Origin of the sequence: Paraburkholderia sp. MM5477-R1, from assembly GCF_050436385.1 — a bacterium.
Lineage (GTDB): Bacteria > Pseudomonadota > Gammaproteobacteria > Burkholderiales > Burkholderiaceae > Paraburkholderia > Paraburkholderia tuberum.
The window spans coordinates 15,135-31,515 of sequence record NZ_JBNDMC010000006.1 but is presented as its reverse complement, the minus strand read 5'-3'; the positions used below and the strand labels follow the sequence as shown (position 1 = coordinate 31,515).

General features: G+C 64.1%; 14 protein-coding genes. 7 read left to right on the top strand and 7 right to left on the bottom strand.

What is annotated here, in order from left to right; genetic code table 11:
* Positions 1-3 precede the first annotated feature (3 nt).
* Positions 4-708 carry a protocatechuate 3,4-dioxygenase subunit beta gene (gene pcaH / locus OKW35_RS18460; protein WP_090808441.1) on the bottom strand — a complete coding sequence of 235 codons (705 nt, stop codon included), beginning with the start codon at positions 706-708 and terminating at the stop codon, positions 4-6.
* Between the two features lie 110 nt (positions 709-818).
* Here pcaH and pcaQ point away from each other — a divergent pair, with 110 nt between their 5' ends.
* Positions 819-1,772, top strand: a complete 954-nt coding sequence (gene pcaQ / locus OKW35_RS18455) for a pca operon transcription factor PcaQ (RefSeq protein ID WP_090808443.1) — start codon at positions 819-821, stop codon at positions 1,770-1,772.
* Between the two features lie 163 nt (positions 1,773-1,935).
* Positions 1,936-3,063: a 4-hydroxyphenylpyruvate dioxygenase family protein gene (locus OKW35_RS18450; protein ID WP_429552821.1), complete on the top strand. Its 1,128-nt coding sequence runs from the start codon at positions 1,936-1,938 to the stop codon at positions 3,061-3,063.
* A gap of 57 nt (positions 3,064-3,120) precedes the next feature.
* On the opposite strand, the gene OKW35_RS18445 is transcribed toward OKW35_RS18450, so the two are convergent.
* Positions 3,121-4,053, bottom strand: a complete 933-nt coding sequence (locus OKW35_RS18445; protein WP_429552820.1) for a LysR substrate-binding domain-containing protein — start codon at positions 4,051-4,053, stop codon at positions 3,121-3,123.
* A 125-nt stretch (positions 4,054-4,178) separates the two neighbouring features.
* On the opposite strand from OKW35_RS18445, the gene OKW35_RS18440 reads away from it, so the two are divergent.
* Together OKW35_RS18440 and OKW35_RS18435 are read left to right on the top strand one after the other, a co-directional pair.
* Positions 4,179-5,216, top strand: coding sequence for a DUF1338 domain-containing protein (locus OKW35_RS18440; protein ID WP_429552819.1), 1,038 nt, complete (start codon positions 4,179-4,181; stop codon positions 5,214-5,216).
* Positions 5,217-5,279: 63 nt separating this feature from the next.
* A complete protein-coding gene (locus OKW35_RS18435) occupies positions 5,280-8,252 on the top strand; it encodes an FAD-binding and (Fe-S)-binding domain-containing protein (RefSeq protein WP_429553805.1) in 2,973 nt (990 codons plus the stop codon).
* 28 nt (positions 8,253-8,280) lie between these two features.
* Here OKW35_RS18435 and OKW35_RS18430 read toward each other — a convergent pair whose 3' ends face one another.
* Together OKW35_RS18430 and OKW35_RS18425 are read right to left on the bottom strand one after the other, a co-directional pair.
* Positions 8,281-8,916 carry a helix-turn-helix domain-containing protein gene (locus OKW35_RS18430; RefSeq protein ID WP_090808454.1) on the bottom strand — a complete coding sequence of 212 codons (636 nt, stop codon included), beginning with the start codon at positions 8,914-8,916 and terminating at the stop codon, positions 8,281-8,283.
* 194 nt (positions 8,917-9,110) lie between these two features.
* Positions 9,111-9,932, bottom strand: a complete 822-nt coding sequence (locus OKW35_RS18425) for an isocitrate lyase/PEP mutase family protein (RefSeq protein ID WP_429552818.1) — start codon at positions 9,930-9,932, stop codon at positions 9,111-9,113.
* A gap of 261 nt (positions 9,933-10,193) precedes the next feature.
* Between OKW35_RS18425 and OKW35_RS18420 the strand changes: the two genes are divergently transcribed.
* Entirely contained in the window at positions 10,194-10,505 is a 312-nt protein-coding gene (locus OKW35_RS18420; RefSeq protein ID WP_429552817.1) for a hypothetical protein, read from the top strand.
* Positions 10,506-10,693: 188 nt separating this feature from the next.
* On the opposite strand, the gene OKW35_RS18415 is transcribed toward OKW35_RS18420, so the two are convergent.
* From OKW35_RS18415 to OKW35_RS18405, 3 genes are all read right to left on the bottom strand, one after another.
* On the bottom strand, positions 10,694-11,002 hold the full coding sequence (locus tag OKW35_RS18415; protein ID WP_018424216.1) for a DUF4148 domain-containing protein: 309 nt from the start codon (positions 11,000-11,002) through the stop codon (positions 10,694-10,696).
* 192 nt (positions 11,003-11,194) lie between these two features.
* The gene (locus OKW35_RS18410; protein ID WP_429552816.1) at positions 11,195-12,289 is read right to left on the bottom strand and encodes an aldose epimerase family protein; all 1,095 of its coding nucleotides are present in this window, start codon (positions 12,287-12,289) and stop codon (positions 11,195-11,197) included.
* Positions 12,290-12,322: 33 nt separating this feature from the next.
* Positions 12,323-13,543 (bottom strand): XylR family transcriptional regulator, encoded by a 1,221-nt coding sequence (locus OKW35_RS18405; RefSeq protein ID WP_090808461.1) that lies wholly within the window; start codon positions 13,541-13,543, stop codon positions 12,323-12,325.
* A 270-nt stretch (positions 13,544-13,813) separates the two neighbouring features.
* Here OKW35_RS18405 and xylA point away from each other — a divergent pair, with 270 nt between their 5' ends.
* Both xylA and xylF read left to right on the top strand, forming a co-directional pair.
* Positions 13,814-15,136, top strand: a complete 1,323-nt coding sequence (xylA, locus tag OKW35_RS18400; protein ID WP_429493280.1) for a xylose isomerase — start codon at positions 13,814-13,816, stop codon at positions 15,134-15,136.
* A gap of 132 nt (positions 15,137-15,268) precedes the next feature.
* Complete coding sequence (gene xylF / locus OKW35_RS18395) at positions 15,269-16,297, top strand: D-xylose ABC transporter substrate-binding protein (RefSeq protein ID WP_184036310.1); 1,029 nt, start codon at positions 15,269-15,271, stop codon at positions 16,295-16,297.
* Positions 16,298-16,381 lie beyond the last annotated feature (84 nt).

The window sequence follows — 16,381 nt, the reverse complement described above, 5'->3', positions numbered from 1 at the left end:
GGCTTAGCGCTCCATCGGGGTTTCGTTCGGGCCGCGCAGCACGATGTCGAAATCGTAGCCGAGCGCGTAGGCCTCTTGCGTGGTGTCGAGCGAGAACTTCGAGACCATGCGCTCACGGGCGTGCTCGGGCGTGCCCTGGTAGATCGGGTCGAATGCGAGCAGCGGATCGCCGGGAAAGTACATCTGCGTGACGAGACGCGAGCCGAAGTGGTCGCCGAACAGCGAGAAATGGATGTGCTGCGGACGCCAGGCGTTCGGATGGTTGCCCCACGGATACGCGCCCGGCTTGATGGTCATGAAGCGGTAACGGCCTTCGTTGTCGGTGATGCAGCGGCCCGCGCCGAGGAAGTTCGGGTCGAGCGGCGCGTCGTGCTGGTCGGCCTTGTGCACATAGCGGCCGGCGGCGTTCGCTTGCCAGACTTCCACCAGCGTGTTGCGCACCGGGCGGCCGCCTTCGTCGAGCACACGGCCCGTCACGATGATGCGCTCGCCGAGCGGTTCGCCATTGCGCACCGCGTTGCGGGTCAGGTCGCTGTCGAGCGGGTCGAGGTCGTCGGTGCCGTAGACCGGTACGCGCTGGTCGCGCAGCCGTTCCTTCAGCGGAATCAGCGGACGCGACGGACCGCGTTTGACCGACGAACCGTACGGCGGATAGATGTACTCGGGATGGGACGCGAAATCTCGCGGCGAGAGAATTGAATCTTCCATGAGGTGTCTCCGTTGGAGGAATCGGGGATGCGACGTTATGACTCGCACTTTATACAAAACGTGCGGTTATGAAAAATGACGTTTTTGCCCGTTTCGTATAACCTTCCGTTATGCAACGCAGTCTCGCGGATAGCCGCGTCAAATTCCGTCATCTCCAGTGCTTTCTGGCCGTCGCGCAGTTCGGCAGCGTCCAGCGGGCGGCGGACAGTTTGTCCATCACGCAGCCGGCGGTATCGAAGACGGTCGCCGAGCTGGAGACCATTCTCGGCGTGAAGCTGTTCGAGCGCGGCCGTCACGGCGCAGTGCCGACGCGCGAGGGGCAGCTTTTCATGCCGCACGCGAGCGCCTGCGTGAGCGCGCTGCGCCAGGGCGTCGATCTGCTTGCGCGGGCCGAGGGCGCGGCCGCCGCGACGCTCGAAGTCGGTGTGCTGCCCACTGTCGCCGCGGTGCTGGTACCGCCCGTGCTGAGACAGTTCGCGACGCAGTGGCCGCGCGTGATCGTGCGCCTCGCGACCGGCGCAAATCCGGAATTGCTCGAACGCCTGAAAGCGGGGTCGATCGAATTCGCGATCGGCCGCCTCGCGGACCCGGAGCGGATGGTCGGCCTGAGTTTCGAGCAACTGTTTACCGAGCCGCTGATCGCGGTCGTGCGCGCCGGGCATCCGCTGGCGCAAGGGAAGGCCTTGCCCGCCACGTCGCTGGAGGAATTTCCGATCGTGCTGCCGCCGTTCGGCACGCTGATCCGCCAATCGGCCGAGAGCCTGCTCGGCGCGTGGGGCGTGCCGCCGTTGTCGGCGTTCGTCGAGGTGTTGTCGGTATCCACGGGGCGCGCGCTGACGCTCGAAAACGGCGCGGTGTGGTTCGTGCCGCAAAGCGCGGTCGAATACGAACTCGCGCACGGCATGCTGGTGCGCTTGCCGCTGCCGTTTGCGGGCACCGGCGAGCCGGTGGGGCTGATTCGTCGCTCGGATACGCAGCCGTCGACGGTGGGACGCGCGTTCATCGAGGCGGTGCGCGAGGTCGCGCGGGGCAGACGGTTGCGAACGCCCCGCGACCCGGTGTAAAAACACGGTGCGAAAGCCGCCGCAGCCCGTTGTTCCTGCGGCACGCCGCGTGCGCGCCACGAGCGAGCACGCACCACGCAGCCCCTCGCGAACGACCGGAACACTTCGCGCCGAACCCGGAAAGACCGGCCCCCGCGTCGAAAGACCGTACAAGGAGATTGCCATGCCCAGCGACTTGCCCACTCCAGAGGCCGCGCAGCGCGCCGTATTCGCGCCGCAGCACAATCCGCTCGGCACGGCCGGCCTCGAGTTCGTCGAGTTCGCCGCGCGCGATCCGCAGGCGCTCGGCGAGACTTTCACGCGGCTCGGCTTCAAGGCGATCGCGCGTCATATCAGCAAGGATGTGACGCTGTATCGCCAGGGCGAGATGAATTTCCTGATCAACGCGGAGCCCGATTCGTTCGCAGCGCGCTACGCGGAAGAATACGGGGTCGGCATCTGCGCGATCGGGATTCGCGTCGCCGACGCACAGCGCGCGTTCGAACGCGCGGTGGAACTCGGCGCGTGGGCGTTCGAAGGCGAACGCCTCGGTGCCGGCGAACTGCTGATTCCGGCCATTCAAGGCATCGGCGATTCGCACATCTATTTCGTCGATCGTTGGCGCGGGCGAGGCGGTCAGCGCGGCGGCCTCGGCGATATCTCGATCTTCGACATCGACTTCCGGCCCATCGAAATCGACACGGCCGCAGCCGATCTGAATCACGCGGGCAGCGGCCTGATCGCGGTCGACCATCTGACGCAAACCGTTGGCGAAGGCCGCATGCAGGAGTGGATCGACTTCTATCGCGACCTGCTGAATTTCCGCGAGATCCACGAGCTGCACGCCAACTGGCATGTGTCGGCGGAATCGCGCGTGATGGTGTCGCCGTGCGGCGCGATCCGCGTGCCGCTGTACGAGGAAGGCACGGGCCGGACCAACCTGATGCACGAGTATCTGCCCGATCATCCGGGCGAAGGCGTGCAGCACATCGCGCTCGCCACCGACGACATCTTCGCGTGCGTCGAGCGTCTGCTCGCGAACGGCGTCGAATTCGTCGAGCCGCCGCCGCGCTACTACGAGCAGCTCGATGCACGTTTGCCGGGCCACGGGCTCGATGTCGAGCGACTGCGGCGCACGCATGTGCTCGTTGATGGCGAGATCGGCGCGGACGGCGTGCCGCTGCTGTTTTTCCAGACCTTCGTGCGGCGTCGCGCCGGCGAGATTTTCTTCGAGATCGTGCAACGCCAGGGACATCATGGCTTCGGCGAAGGCAATCTCGCCGCATTGGCCCAGGCGCGCACCGGCAGCTGAACACTGCGCGTAGTCGCATGCGTGATTGGATCGCTCACGCATGCGGCTTTCGTCACCTCACACCCCCTCGGGCCGCTCCACCAACTCCGGATAAATCGCGCCGTATGCGGCGGCCTCGCGCAGCAGCCACTCGCGGAAACTCGCGAGCGGCTTGCCGTGACTCAACTCGGTCGGATAGACAAGGTAGTACGCGGCCTCGGCGAGCGCGGGTGTGTCGAACGGAATCACGAGACCGAACTGCTGCAACTGCGTGTCGACGAAAAAGCGCGGCACCAGCGCGATGCCGAGTCCGGCTGCGGCAGCGCTGATCAGCATCGTGTGCAGTTCGTAGCGCACGCCCTGCATCGTGCGGTTGTCGTCGATGCCGAGATTCGCGAACCAGCTCGCCCAGCCGTCGGGTCGCGTCGTCGAATGCAGCAGCGGATAGTTCAGTAGTTCGGCGACGTTGCGGACCGGCCGCTTCAGCAGACTCGCCGCGCAGATCGGCACCACTTCCTCGCAGAACAGAAAATCGGCCGACGTACCCGGCCAAGTCGGCTTGCCGTAGTGAATCGCCGCTTCGAAATGCGTGTCGGCGAACGGGAACGTCGCGGTACGCACGCCCATGTTCACGCGCACGTCCGGGTATTGTTCATTGAATGTGGCCATGCGCGGAATCAGCCATTGCGATGCGAACGTCGGCAAGACCGCGAGTTCCAGATAGCCGCCGCCGCTGCCGTGCGCGATGATCGACAGCGTGTCGCGATCGAGGTGTTCGAGCGAGCGTCGCACCTGCGCGCTGTAGACCTTGCCCGCGCGCGTCAGCACCACGCGTTGCTTGACGCGCACGAACAGCCGCACGCCGAGATTGCTTTCGAGCGTATTGATCTGTCGCGACACCGCGCTTTCGGTGAGGAACAGTTCGCGCGCCGCATGCGTGAAGCTCTGGTGGCGCGCGGCGGCTTCGAACGCTAGCAGCGCGCCCATGTTGGGAATCTTGAACTTTCGCACGTTAATTCCAAAAACGCATCAAGTGGCGAGTTTATCTCGCTTTACGGGGGCGCAGCGCATTTTGAATAATCTCGCCCGTTATGAGGCGCTCGTGCAGCGCTCAACGTATAGCGTGGAGAAGCCGGATGCGAAATCTGAAGAATGCGAACGTCGAACAACTGCTGGTGAAGCTGCTGGGCGCGCAGAAAGCCGCGCGCCTGTTTGCGACGCTGAATCATCCGCGTGTGTTGAACGAGTGGGAAAGTGGCAGCGTCACCCGCGCCGAACTCGCACAGGCGATGAACATGGCGCTGTTCGACGATCTGCTCGCGCGCTCGGAAAACGGCCGCCGCTATACGGAGGAAACCGTCGCCGCCGGCGGCAGTGTGTACTTCGATCATGGCGCGCTGCGCACCGTGCGCTGGCCGCACAGCGGCGCGCTGCCGCCCGGCGAGGCCGCGTTCGCGCGCATCCTGCGGCCGCTCGGCTTTCGGATCAACGGCCGTTACCCGCTCGATCGTCTCGGCATGACCGGCCGCGCGTGGGCGCATGACGACGCCGCCGACGAGATCGCGCAGTTCTTCGTCAGCGAACTGCACCCGGAGCGTTTTTCCGCGGCGTTCCAGCAGGCGGTGACGAACGTGATCGGTGCCTCGCGCGATCCGTTGACGCCGCGCGCCCATGGCCTCTTGTGGGAACTCGAACGCGATGGCGTGCTGCCGCTCGATGCGGCGCAGGAGTTGCTACCGGTGATCGTCGGTGCGTTCGCGCGTCAGCACGAGATGCCACGCGAAGCCGATTACGAAGTATTGTTGAAGGAATCGGCGGAGATGGCGTGGATCGCGACCGAAGGTAACGCGTTCAATCACGCGACCGATCGCGTCGCGGACGTCTTCAAGCTGTCGGACGAACAGAAGGCGAAGGGTCGGCCGATGAAGCCCGAAGTCGAGCATTCGCGTTCCGGGCGCGTGTTCCAGACCGCGTATCGTGCGGATGTCGTGCAGCGTGAATTTCGCGCGGCCGACGGCAGCGTCGTCACGCGCGACGTGCCGGGCTCGTTCTACGAATTCATTACGCGCAAGCGCAGTTTCGATCAGGACGCGCGCCGCTGGGAAACGGACCTGCGTTTCGACGCGGGCAACGCACAGGGCATCTTCCGGATGACCGCGAGCCAGGCGGCCTGAGCGCTGACGGCGGCGCGAGCGCCGGCATCGCAGACGAGGTGCGCAGTGGGGACGTCATTGTCATTGGATGAAGAGCGGCGGGTTGGCGCGCAGCGGGGCCCTTTGCATGAACCGCGTGTCGCCACGCCTTTCTCGGCCAGCGCGGAGCTATTGCAGGCGCTCGAAAGCGACCTGCGCCAGCACGTGCGCGGCGAGGTGCGATTCGATCCGGGTTCCAAAGCATTGTACGCAGCGGATGCGTCGAACTATCGGCAAGTCCCGCTCGGTGTCGTGGTGCCGGCCGATATCGACGATCTGCTCGCAACGCTCGCCGCATGCCGTCGCAACGACGTGCCGTTTCTCGCGCGCGGTGGCGGCACGTCGCAGAACGGCCAATGCGTGAACGTCGCGGTCGTGGCCGATGCGAGCAAGTATCTGAACCGCGTCGTCTCGATCGATCCGCTTGCGGGCGTCGCGGTCGTCGAGCCGGGCGTCGTGTGCGACTCCTTGCGCGATGCCGCCGAACAGCACGGCCTCACGTTCGCGCCCGATCCCGCCACGCATAGCCGCTGCACGCTCGGCGGCATGATCGCGAACAACTCGTGCGGCGCGCATTCGGTGATGGCCGGTAAGACCGTCGAGAACATCGAAGCGCTCGAAATCGCGACCTTCGACGGCGCGCGTTTCTGGGTCGGCCCGACCTCCGGGGAAGAACTCGAACGCATCATCGCGGCGGGTGGCCGACAAGGCGAAATCTACGCGGCGCTCAAGCAACTGCGCGACACGTACGCCGAACGGATTCGCGCGAAATTCCCGCAGATCAAGCGGCGCGTGTCGGGCTTCAATCTAGATCAACTGCTGCCGGAAAACGGCTTCAACGTCGCGCGTGCGCTCGTCGGCAGCGAAGGCACGTGCGCGGTCACGTTGCAGGCGAAAGTGAGGCTCGTGAAGAGTCCGGCCAGGCGCGTGATCGTCGTGGTCGGCTTTACCGACATCTATACGGCGGCGGACGCGGTGCCGCATTTCATGCGCTGCGGGCCGATCGCAGTCGAGGGACTCGACCGCGCGATCATTCGCGGCTTGCAGGCGCGCGGCCTGAAGAAGGACGAGATCGCACTGCTGCCCGAAGGCGATGCGTGGGTCGTGCTCGAATTCGGCGCGGATACGCAGGACGAGGTGCTGCAACAGGCACGCGACGCCGCCGCGTATTTCCAATCGGGCGCGGCCGGGCCGCAAGTCTCGACGATGCTCGTCGAAGATCGCGCCTTGCAGGCGAAGGTGTGGTCGATTCGCGAGACGGGGGCGTCGGCGGTCGCGTTGTCAGTGGATCGCGACAAGCCCGATCCGGTGGTCGGCTGGGAAGACGCGGCGGTCGATCCGCTGCGGCTCGGCGATTATCTGCGCGCGTTTCAGGCGCTCGTCGATCGCCATGGCTACGAGACGAGCCTGTACGGCCATTTCGGCGACGGCTGCGTGCACGCGCGCATCACCTTCGATCTGCGCAGCGCGGAAGGTATCGCGAGGTGGCGCGGGTTCTTGCGCGAAGCGGCGGAACTGGTGGTCGAATTCGGCGGCTCGCTGTCGGGCGAACACGGCGATGGCCAGGCGAAGGCCGAGTTTCTGCCGATCATGTACGGCCCCGCGCTGATGCAGGCGATGGAGCAGTTCAAGGCGATCTGGGACCCGGCGAATCGTCTGAATCCGGGCAAGGTCGTGCATGCATACCGCGCCGACGAAAACCTGCGCATGGGCCCTGCGTACAAGCCGGTGACGCTGCATACGAAGCTCGCGTTCGCGAGCCAGGAAGGCGACGGCTTTCAGCGTGCGATCGAACGCTGCATCGGCATGGGCAAATGCCGCTCGCTCGAAGGCGGCACGATGTGTCCGAGCTATCGCGGCACGCGCGAGGAAAAGTACTCGACGCGCGGGCGTGCGCATCTGTTCTGGGAAATGCTGCAAGGCGACGTGATCGCCGACGGCTGGAACAGCCGCGAAGTGAAAGAAGCGCTCGATACCTGCCTCGCATGCAAGGGCTGCAAGTTCGATTGCCCAACGCATACGGACATGGCGTCGTACAAGGCGGAGTTCCTTTCTCACTACTACGAGAACAATCGTCGGCCGCGTCAGGCGCTGTTCATGGGACGAATCGGCGAATGGGCACCGTGGGCCGCGCGTTTTCCGCGCGTGACGAACTTTCTGACGACGGCGCCCGGTTTGTCCGCGCTCGGCAAATGGATCGCGGGTGTGGCGCAGACGCGTGCGTTGCCGCGGTTCGCCGCTGCAACTTATCGACGGAGTGCGTCGTCGCAAGCATCCGCGATTCATGCGCTCGGCGGCGGCGCAAAGAAGGTGATCCTGTGGGTCGATACATTCAACGAGCACTTCACGCCCGAGATCGCGCAGGCCGCCGCTGAGGTGCTCACGCAACTCGGCTGGCACGTCGTGTTGCCGAAGAAACGTTTGTGTTGCGGGCGTCCGCTGTACGACTTCGGCCTGCTCGAACGCGCGCGCGAGCTGCTCACGCATATCGTCGACGACCTCGCGGATGACATCGCCGCCGGCGTGCCGCTGGTCGGTCTGGAGCCTGGCTGTCTATCGGTGTTCAAGGACGAGTTGCTGAAGCAACTCCCCGATCATGCGTTGGCGAAGAAGCTGTCCGCGCAAACATATCTGTTTGCCGAATTCGTCGCGCGTCAGCCGTTCGAGTGGCCGACGCTCGCGGCCGATGTGATCGTGCATGGCCATTGTCATCAGAAGGCGCTATTCGGCATGCAGGGCGACACGGCGTTGCTGAACAAGCTCGGCGTCAGATGGAAGCTGCTCGATACCGGCTGCTGCGGGATGGCGGGATCGTTCGGCTTCAACACCGAGCATCACGCGTTGTCGGAAAAGATCGGCGAGGACATGTTTGAGGCCGTGCGCGACGCTATGGCGGCGAATGCGGAAACGATCGTGCTGACCAACGGCTTCAGTTGTCGCGAGCAGATCGAGCACGGCACAGGGCGACACGCACTGCATATCGCGCAACTCGCGCAACGGGCGCTGGCGGCGCGCTGAGTGCGCGCTGAGTGCAGGGCGCGCTATTTTATTTCTTCGCTGACTCGTTCGCGGCAGGCGGTGTATGCGGAAGGTCCGCATTGGTCGCCATCCACAACACTTCGGCGTCTTCCTCGCTGGTCGACACCGCCGCGTGACCCGTGCGGCTGTCGAAGTAGAGGCTGTCGCCCGTGTTCAGATGTGTCGGCGCGTACAGCTCCGAATAGAGGCACACGCTGCCGCTGATCACGTAGAGAAACTCCTCGCCTTCGTGGCGGCCCCAGTCGTCGAATGCATCGAGCGTGTGCGCCGAGATGCGGATGCGAAACGGCAGCATCGCCTTGTGGGCCAGGTCGGTGGCGAGCAACTCCATCTGATAGCCGCGATAAGCGTGGCGCTGGCCTTCGTTCTTGCGCGTCAGCGCGCGCCGGCCGCTCGCGCTGACTTTCGGCGTCGAGCCGAACAGTTCGCCAATTTCGATCTTCAGGCCCAGCACGATTTTTTGCAGCACGTCGAACGTGGGGGACATCAGGCCGTTTTCGACCTTCGACAGCGTCGAGCGCGAGACACCGCACAGGCGGCTCGCGGTTTCGAGCGTCAGATCCTGCGCTTGACGGGCGGCGCGCACGCGCCGGCCGAGATCGGTGGAGGACGTGTCGGCGGATTTGGTGAGGTGGGTGTCCATGAGGCTTGCTGCTGGTCGGGTATGCGCTTGATCGGGCGAATAATGTTTCCGATCATAACATTTGGCGTGGCCGGGGCCTTTGTGCACCGATTCAGGCGTTCGTGCGCTTTTTCTCATCGGAAACGTCATGGCTTTTCCGATGAGACGCAGCGTGGCGATCTCAAGTTGATGAGGCGTCCTTTGCGCGGCGTTTTTTACGCGCTGCGATTGAAAAGCTCATTGAGCTGGGTGCCCGCCGTCGCGCCGGTGAAGTCGAAGCGGCCATCGGCCAGCGCCTGAGCGGCGTGCATGAAGCCACCCCACGCCGCGCGCGCGAGCCCGCCGCCGACGCTGATCCGCCGCACGCCGAGCGCGGCCACGTCCTGCAACGTCAGGGTCGATGTCGAGCCGATCAGCAGATTGACGGGCTTCGGCGCGACGGCCGCGACCACCGCTTCGATCTGCTCGCGCGTCTGGATGCCGGGCGCATACAGGCAGTCGGCGCCCGCCGCCGCATAGGCCTTCAGACGCGCAATGGCATCGTCGAGATCGGGCTTGCCGGCGAAGAAATTCTCCGCGCGGCCGACGAGCAGCGTGTCGCCGCCGTTCTGATCGATCGCATGTCGCGCCGCGCTGAGCCGCTGCACGGCGACGTCGACCGGAAACAGCGGCGCGGCGGGGTTGCCGGTCGAGTCCTCGATCGACAGACCCGCGACGCCCGTTTCCACCGCGAGCGTCACGCTCTCGGCGACTTCTTCCGGGTCGCGGCCGAAGCCGTTTTCGAAGTCGGCGTTGACCGGCAGATCGGTCGCGTCGACGATTGCGCGCAGGTGCGCGAGGATCGTTTCGCGCGGCAATGTGTTGTCCGCATGTCCGGTCGACCACGCAAAACCGGAACTCGTCGTCGCGAGCGCCTTGAAGCCGAGTGTATGAAGATAACGGGCGCTGCCCGCGTCCCACGGATTGGGCAGCACGAAACAGCCAGACGAGTGCAGCGCGCGGAAAGCGGCGCGTTTTTCAGCGGCGGTGCGGGGCATCGCATGTCTCCTTGGTGTGAGGGAGCGGCTCCCTCGTTGAGGGGAAAACGCCGCGCCAACTGTTGCGCAGGCGAATCGGCATTCACCAAGGGAAAGTCTATGTCCATATCGAAACCGTGGTTGATGAAATGGGTGGCGACTTTCACAGACGTTTCCAATAATTCAAAATGACGACAGGCGAAGAAGCCGGTTCAGAGATGCGAAGGGCCGCGTGGGAAGACGGCATTCGCGACGAGGTCATTTCCCCAAAGGAGGCACAACATGAACATCACGACCCGGATGCGGTCGATCCCTGCCGTGTTGGTGCTCACGCTCGTCGGCTGCGCCGCGGGCGGCGGGAATGGCGGCGCGCAAACGCATCTGAGTGCAACGCAATGCCGCGATCTGACCGACCTCAGGAACAAGGCACCGGCCACGCACCAGCGGAGCATGAGCGAACTGACAGCGCTGCAGCAGGCGGGCTACCATTCTGAACGACGCTTTGATCCTGACTATCCGGCGAGTCTCGAGCGCGCGCAGAGGCAGGTGGACATCTGGTATCAGGCGGAATGCCCGCAGGCACGGGCTGGGTGAATCTGCCGCGGCGTCAGAATTGGCGGTACGTTGTTAGTGCCGCATAAACGTAAAGAGCGGGCGCATGCCTTGAAAACATGCGCCCGCTTCATATCGGTTCGAAACGGCGAAAACCGCAAAGAGGGGAAAGGGCCGTTAACTCGAGAATCTTTCCTCGCTACGGACATTCGCTATACGTTCGGGACTCGTCACTGACCGTCCGGATTGACCCACATCGGATGATGGCCCGCTTGCGATGATCCGCCCATCGACGACCCATAGCCAGACGTGTCGCCTTGGCCCTTCGCGTTCATCGCGGAGACGCGTGCCTCGGCCGCCTGGATGTCCGCGGGATACTGGGCATCGAGCACGATGGCCGGGTTATAGCCAATCTGTTCGAGTTGCTGCACCTGTGCCTTGACCTCGGCCCGCGTGATCGGCTGTTCCGATTGCGCGAACGACGCGACCGGCGCAGCGATCAGGGCCGTAAGCGCAACTGCCTGGATAAGCGATTTCATGATGTTTCCCTCCGTAGTTGTCTATCCGGCACCGCAGCGATACCGGTGCCATAAGCGCAGTCTAGAGGGGGGTGAACTTGGGGAAAACCACTAGCCGACTAATTCAGTATTGCAAAGAACGGGTAGTCGGCGAGCTGTAATCTCGCCGTCGCGGGTTCTCGTAAAACAGCGCAAAAGCGGCCGTAAATCTGGTCACACACCTTTGCGCACATCGACGCGATAACTCGTGATTTGCCGATAAGTATCTCCGGGTCGCACGATCACTTCGTTGTGCCCGGTCATATTGACCTCGTTCGGGAAACCGCCCGCCTCGAGGCACAAGCCGGCGTGCCGTTGATAGCGGACACCGCCGCGTCCCGGGTTGCCGTTCAACGCGTTGCCCGTGTAAAACTGCAAGCCCCGCTGATCGGTCGCGACGGTCAGTTCGCGTCCGCTGCCCGGATCGTATGCCCAGGCGACTTCGCGCAGCGGCGGCGCGTGGCCGTCGTTGCTCTGCATCGCGTTTGCCGGCGCCTCGCGCAGCACGTAGCAATGATCGAAGCCGCCGGCGCGCGCGAGTTGCGCGTGCGGCCAGTCGAGCCGGCCGCCGATCGGCGCGCTCTGCCGGAAGTCGAATGCGTTGCCCGCGACGTCGGCGAGCTTGCACGGAATCATCGTCGCGTCGACTTCGAAAAAGCGCTCGGCGTCGATCGACAGCACGTGGCCGCGAATGTCGGTGCCCGCGCGCCCGGTCAGGTTGAAGTAGGGATGGCTCGTCAGATTGAGCGGCGTCGGCGCGTCGGTGATCGCTTCGTAGCCGATCGTCAGCGTGCCGTCGTCGTCGAGCGAATAGCGTACTTGCACCGTCACGTTGCCCGGAAAACCGGCATCGCCTTCGGGCGACTCGAGCCGCATCAGCAACGCGCCGTCGTCCTCGGCGACCTCCCACAACGCCCGATGAAAACCGACCGTGCCGCCGTGCAGCAGATTCGGACCTTCGTTGCGATCGAGCGTGTACTCGATGCCGTCGAGCGAAAAGCGCGCGCCCGCAATGCGATTCGCCCAGCGGCCGATCAGTCCGCCCATGTAGGTCGAGGCCGCCACGTATTCGGCGGGCGTGTCGTGACCGAGCAGAATATCGCCGAGACGTCCGGCGCGATCCGGTGCGTGCCACGAAACCAGCGTCGCGCCGAGGTCGCTGATGGCGACTTTCATGCCGTGCGCGTTGCGCAACGTGTAAAGCCGTACGCGATCGCCGCCCTGCAGCGTGCCCCACGGCTCGGAAGAGAGTTGTGCGATGCTGATCATGTGGTCAGTGCGAAGAAAAAATAGAAAGCATGCTCAGCCAGCGGTTTTGGTCTTCGGGCCCACGCGCTCCTGGTATTCGCGCGGCGTGCAGCCGAGTTCGCGGCGAAATACCGCGTACATGTATTGCAGCGACGTGAAGCCGCAACGGATTGCGACTTCCGCGCTCGACGCATCGCGTTTCGCGAGCAGCGACTTCGCGACGTCGAGCTTGTGGCGCAGGATCTCCTGATGCACGGTGCACTGACGCTCGCGCCGGAAATACTCTTCGAGCGACGAACGCGACACGCCCACATAGTCGGCCACCTGCTCGGTGCGGATGCCCTGGCACGCGTACTGGCGAATGAAATGGCGGGCGCGCATCACGTAAGGACTCGCGAGCGGCTGATGCCGCGTCGATTCGAGCACGTTGATGCCGACCGGCGGCACCAGAATGCGGCGCCCCGGAAAGCGCGCGCCGTGCAGCATCTGATGCAGGATGTGCGCGGCGGTACGGCCCATTTCCTCGGTGCCCTGGATCACCGACGACAGCGGAATGCGCGTCAGCGTACGCGTGAGCGGATCGTTGTCGATGCCGATGATCGCGACTTCCTCGGGCACCGGAATGCCCGCGATCAGACATGCCTGCAGCAAATGCCGCGCACGCGCGTCGGTCACCGCGATGATGCCGACCGGCTTCGGCAGTTGCCGCAGCCAGGTGGTCAGCTGTTCGATGGCCTGGTTCCAGGACGGCGCGCTCGTCGACAGACCGCGATAGATCTCGCTATCGATCTGCGCCGCGCTGCGTCCGTCGGCGCTGCGCAGATGCGCGAAGGCGAGTTCGCGCTGTTGCGCCCAACGGTTTTCCTGCGCCTGCGGCAGGCTGTACAGCGCGAAGTTTTCGAGGCCCGCGCCGATCAGGTGCGTGTACGCGAGCGACACGAGCTTGCTGTTGTCGGTCGCGATATAGGGTAAATCCGGGGGGTACTGCGTCGGATCCTCGTACGACGAACCGACCGCGACCACCGGCAGTGGACAGTCGCGCAGGGCTTCGTCGACGGCGGGATCGTCGAAGTCCGCGATGATGCCGTCGCCGTCGAAGCGCTGGATACCCGCGAGCCGGCAGCGGAAGTCTTCTTCGAGGAAGAGATCCCATGCGACGCGCGTCGACAGCAGGTAGTTGCCGATGCCGGTGATGATCTCGCGATCGTAGACCTTGTTCGCGTTGAACAGCAGCGCGATGCGATGGGTTGTCTGAGGTGCTTGTGGACGGGTCATGGCGGTGAGCGGCGGGTGGCTCGATGGACCACGCGCCTTTGTCTCCATTGTGTCGGGTGCCTGGGAGCAACCCCGTTTTTAAGCGTCTGGTTATTCTAGGCGCCGAATCGCGCGACGGCAGTAAACAAACGCGCGGGCGGTAAGAAACATCAAGCGCGCTGCGCAATTTCGCAATTGCCGGCACATCGTGCAAGCGGCAGCATGGCGTCACTTTGTCGGCCTGCGCGGCTTCTCGCGTGGGTTGCAACGCAGCATACATTGGAGACGCCGATGTCCTACTTCGAACACATTCCAGAGATCCGTTACGAAGGCCCGCAATCGGACAACCCGCTCGCGTACCGTCACTACGACAAAACGAGGAAGGTACTCGGCAAGACGCTCGAGGAACATCTGCGTATCGCCGTCTGCTACTGGCATACCTTCGTATGGCCCGGCGTCGATATCTTCGGTCAGGGAGCGTTCCGGCGGCCGTGGCAGCAACCCGGCGACGCAATGGAGCGGGCGCAGCAAAAGGCCGACGCCGCGTTCGAATTCTTCTCGAAGCTCGGCACGCCGTACTACACGTTCCACGATACCGACGTCGCGCCCGAAGGCGCGAGCGTGAAGGAATACAGCGAGAACTTCCTGCGCGTGTCCGACTACCTCGCGCGCAAGCAGCAGGATACCGGTGTCAAATTGCTGTGGGGCACCGCGAATCTGTTTTCGCATCCGCGTTACGCGGCCGGCGCCGCGACCAATCCGAATCCGGAGGTTTTCGCCTTTGCGGCGACCCAGGTGCGTCACGCGCTCGACGCGACGCTGCGCCTCGGCGGTGAAAACTACGTATTGTGGGGTGGCCGCGAAGGCTACGACACGCTGCTGAACACCGACCTCGTGCGCGAGCGCGAGCAGTTCGCGCGCTTCCTGCACATGGTCGTCGAACACAAGCACCGGATCGGTTTCAAGGGCGCGCTGCTGATCGAGCCGAAGCCGCAGGAGCCGACCAAGCATCAATACGACTACGACGTCGCGACCGTGCACGGCTTCCTGCTGCAGCACGGCCTCGACAAGGAGATTCGCGTCAACATCGAGGCGAATCACGCGACGCTCGCGGGGCATTCGTTCCATCACGAGATTGCGACCGCATTTGCGCTCGGCATCTTCGGTAGCGTCGATGCGAATCGCGGCGATCCGCAAAATGGCTGGGACACCGACCAATTTCCCAACAGCGTCGAGGAACTCACGCTGGCCTTATACGAAATCCTGCGCCACGGCGGTTTCACGAGCGGCGGCATGAACTTCGATGCGAAAGTGCGGCGCCAGAGTGTCGATGCGGAAGACCTGTTTTATGGCCACGTCGGCGCGATCGACAACCTCGCGCTCGGCCTCGAACGCGCCGCGGTGCTGGTCGAAAACGAGCGCCTCGAGCAGTTCAAGCGGCAACGCTACGCGGGCTGGGATGGCGAGTTCGGCCGCAAGATCCTGTCCGGCGACTACTCGCTGTCGACGCTTGCGGCGGACACGCTGGCGCGCGATCTGAATCCGCGGCATGTGAGCGGGCAACAGGAACACATGGAAAACATCGTAAATCAGGCGATTTATAGCGGACGTTGAATAAAGATCGCGCGGCCACGTCGACCGCGCGCACCAGCAAGCTGTGGGTTGTCGCTTGTCCGAGTCTGCGGCTCGCAGCGCAGACCGATATGTCCGGTATTCCGGCTATCACTACACAAAAAGGAGACATCAATGAAATTCGCAATGCGTCGGAACGTCCTGAGTTCGCTGTTGTGCGGCGCGGTACTCGCCAGCCTGTCGCTCGCCGCGCCGCTCGCGCACGCCAGCAAGGCTCATCCGGAAATCGGCTTCTGTATCGACGATCTGCGCGTCGAGCGCTGGTCGCGCGATCGCGACTATTTCGTCGCCGCGGCGGAAAAGCTCGGCGCGAAGGTGTCGGTGCAATCGGCCGATGCGAGCGAAGAGCGCCAGATCTCGCAGATCGAAAACCTGATCTCGCGCGGCGTCGACGTGATTGTGATCGTGCCGTTCAACTCGAAAACGCTCGGCAACGTCGTGGCCGAAGCACGCAAAGCGGGCATCAAGGTCGTGTCGTATGACCGCCTGATTCTCGACGCCGATATCGACGCCTATATCTCGTTCGACAACGAGAAGGTCGGCGAGATGCAGGCGCAGGGCGTCTATGACGTGCGGCCGAAGGGCAACTACTTCCTGCTCGGCGGCGCGCCGACCGACAACAACGCGAAGATGCTGCGCAAGGGCCAGTTGAAGGTGCTGCAACCGGCGATCGACAAGGGTGACATCAAGGTGGTCGGCCAGCAGTGGGTGCCGGAGTGGAGCGCATCGACCGCGCTGCGCATCATGGAAGACGCGCTGACCGCGAACAACAACAAGATCGACGCAGTCGTCGCGTCGAATGACGGCACCGCTGGCGGCGCGATCCAGGCGCTCGCCGCGCAGGGCCTCGCCGGCAAGGTACCGATCTCGGGTCAGGATGCCGACCTCGCAGCCGTGAAGCGCGTGGCGGCCGGCACGCAGACGATGACGGTCTACAAGCCGCTGAAGCTGATCGCGAGCGAAGCGGCGAAGCTGTCGGTCGCGCTTGCCAAGGGTGACAAGCCGGCGTTCAACGCGCAATACGACAACGGCAAGAAGAAGGTCGATACGGTGCTGCTGCAGCCGACCAAGCTGACCAAGGCGAACCTCGACACCGTCGTGAAGGACGGCTTCTACACGCAAGAGCAACTCGCGAGCAAATAACACAGAGACGGGCTATGTGAACGCCACGCTCCCGGGTCATCGCGCCCGGGAGCGTGATCGAACATCGGCCCAACTTGCAGCGAG

What these genes read in the sequence shown, in the direction of transcription:
- OKW35_RS18415 (WP_018424216.1), bottom strand. Translation starts at nt 11,002, where the DNA reads ATGAAATCGCTTATCCAGGCAGTTGCGCTTACGGCCCTGATCGCTGCG.
- OKW35_RS18450 (WP_429552821.1), top strand. Translation starts at nt 1,936, where the DNA reads ATGCCCAGCGACTTGCCCACTCCAGAGGCCGCGCAGCGCGCCGTATTC.
- pcaQ (WP_090808443.1), top strand. Translation starts at nt 819, where the DNA reads ATGCAACGCAGTCTCGCGGATAGCCGCGTCAAATTCCGTCATCTCCAG.
- xylF (WP_184036310.1), top strand. Translation starts at nt 15,269, where the DNA reads ATGAAATTCGCAATGCGTCGGAACGTCCTGAGTTCGCTGTTGTGCGGC.
- OKW35_RS18430 (WP_090808454.1), bottom strand. Translation starts at nt 8,916, where the DNA reads ATGGACACCCACCTCACCAAATCCGCCGACACGTCCTCCACCGATCTC.
- OKW35_RS18410 (WP_429552816.1), bottom strand. Translation starts at nt 12,289, where the DNA reads ATGATCAGCATCGCACAACTCTCTTCCGAGCCGTGGGGCACGCTGCAG.
- OKW35_RS18440 (WP_429552819.1), top strand. Translation starts at nt 4,179, where the DNA reads ATGCGAAATCTGAAGAATGCGAACGTCGAACAACTGCTGGTGAAGCTG.
- xylA (WP_429493280.1), top strand. Translation starts at nt 13,814, where the DNA reads ATGTCCTACTTCGAACACATTCCAGAGATCCGTTACGAAGGCCCGCAA.
- OKW35_RS18425 (WP_429552818.1), bottom strand. Translation starts at nt 9,932, where the DNA reads ATGCCCCGCACCGCCGCTGAAAAACGCGCCGCTTTCCGCGCGCTGCAC.
- OKW35_RS18405 (WP_090808461.1), bottom strand. Translation starts at nt 13,543, where the DNA reads ATGACCCGTCCACAAGCACCTCAGACAACCCATCGCATCGCGCTGCTG.
- pcaH (WP_090808441.1), bottom strand. Translation starts at nt 708, where the DNA reads ATGGAAGATTCAATTCTCTCGCCGCGAGATTTCGCGTCCCATCCCGAG.
- OKW35_RS18420 (WP_429552817.1), top strand. Translation starts at nt 10,194, where the DNA reads ATGAACATCACGACCCGGATGCGGTCGATCCCTGCCGTGTTGGTGCTC.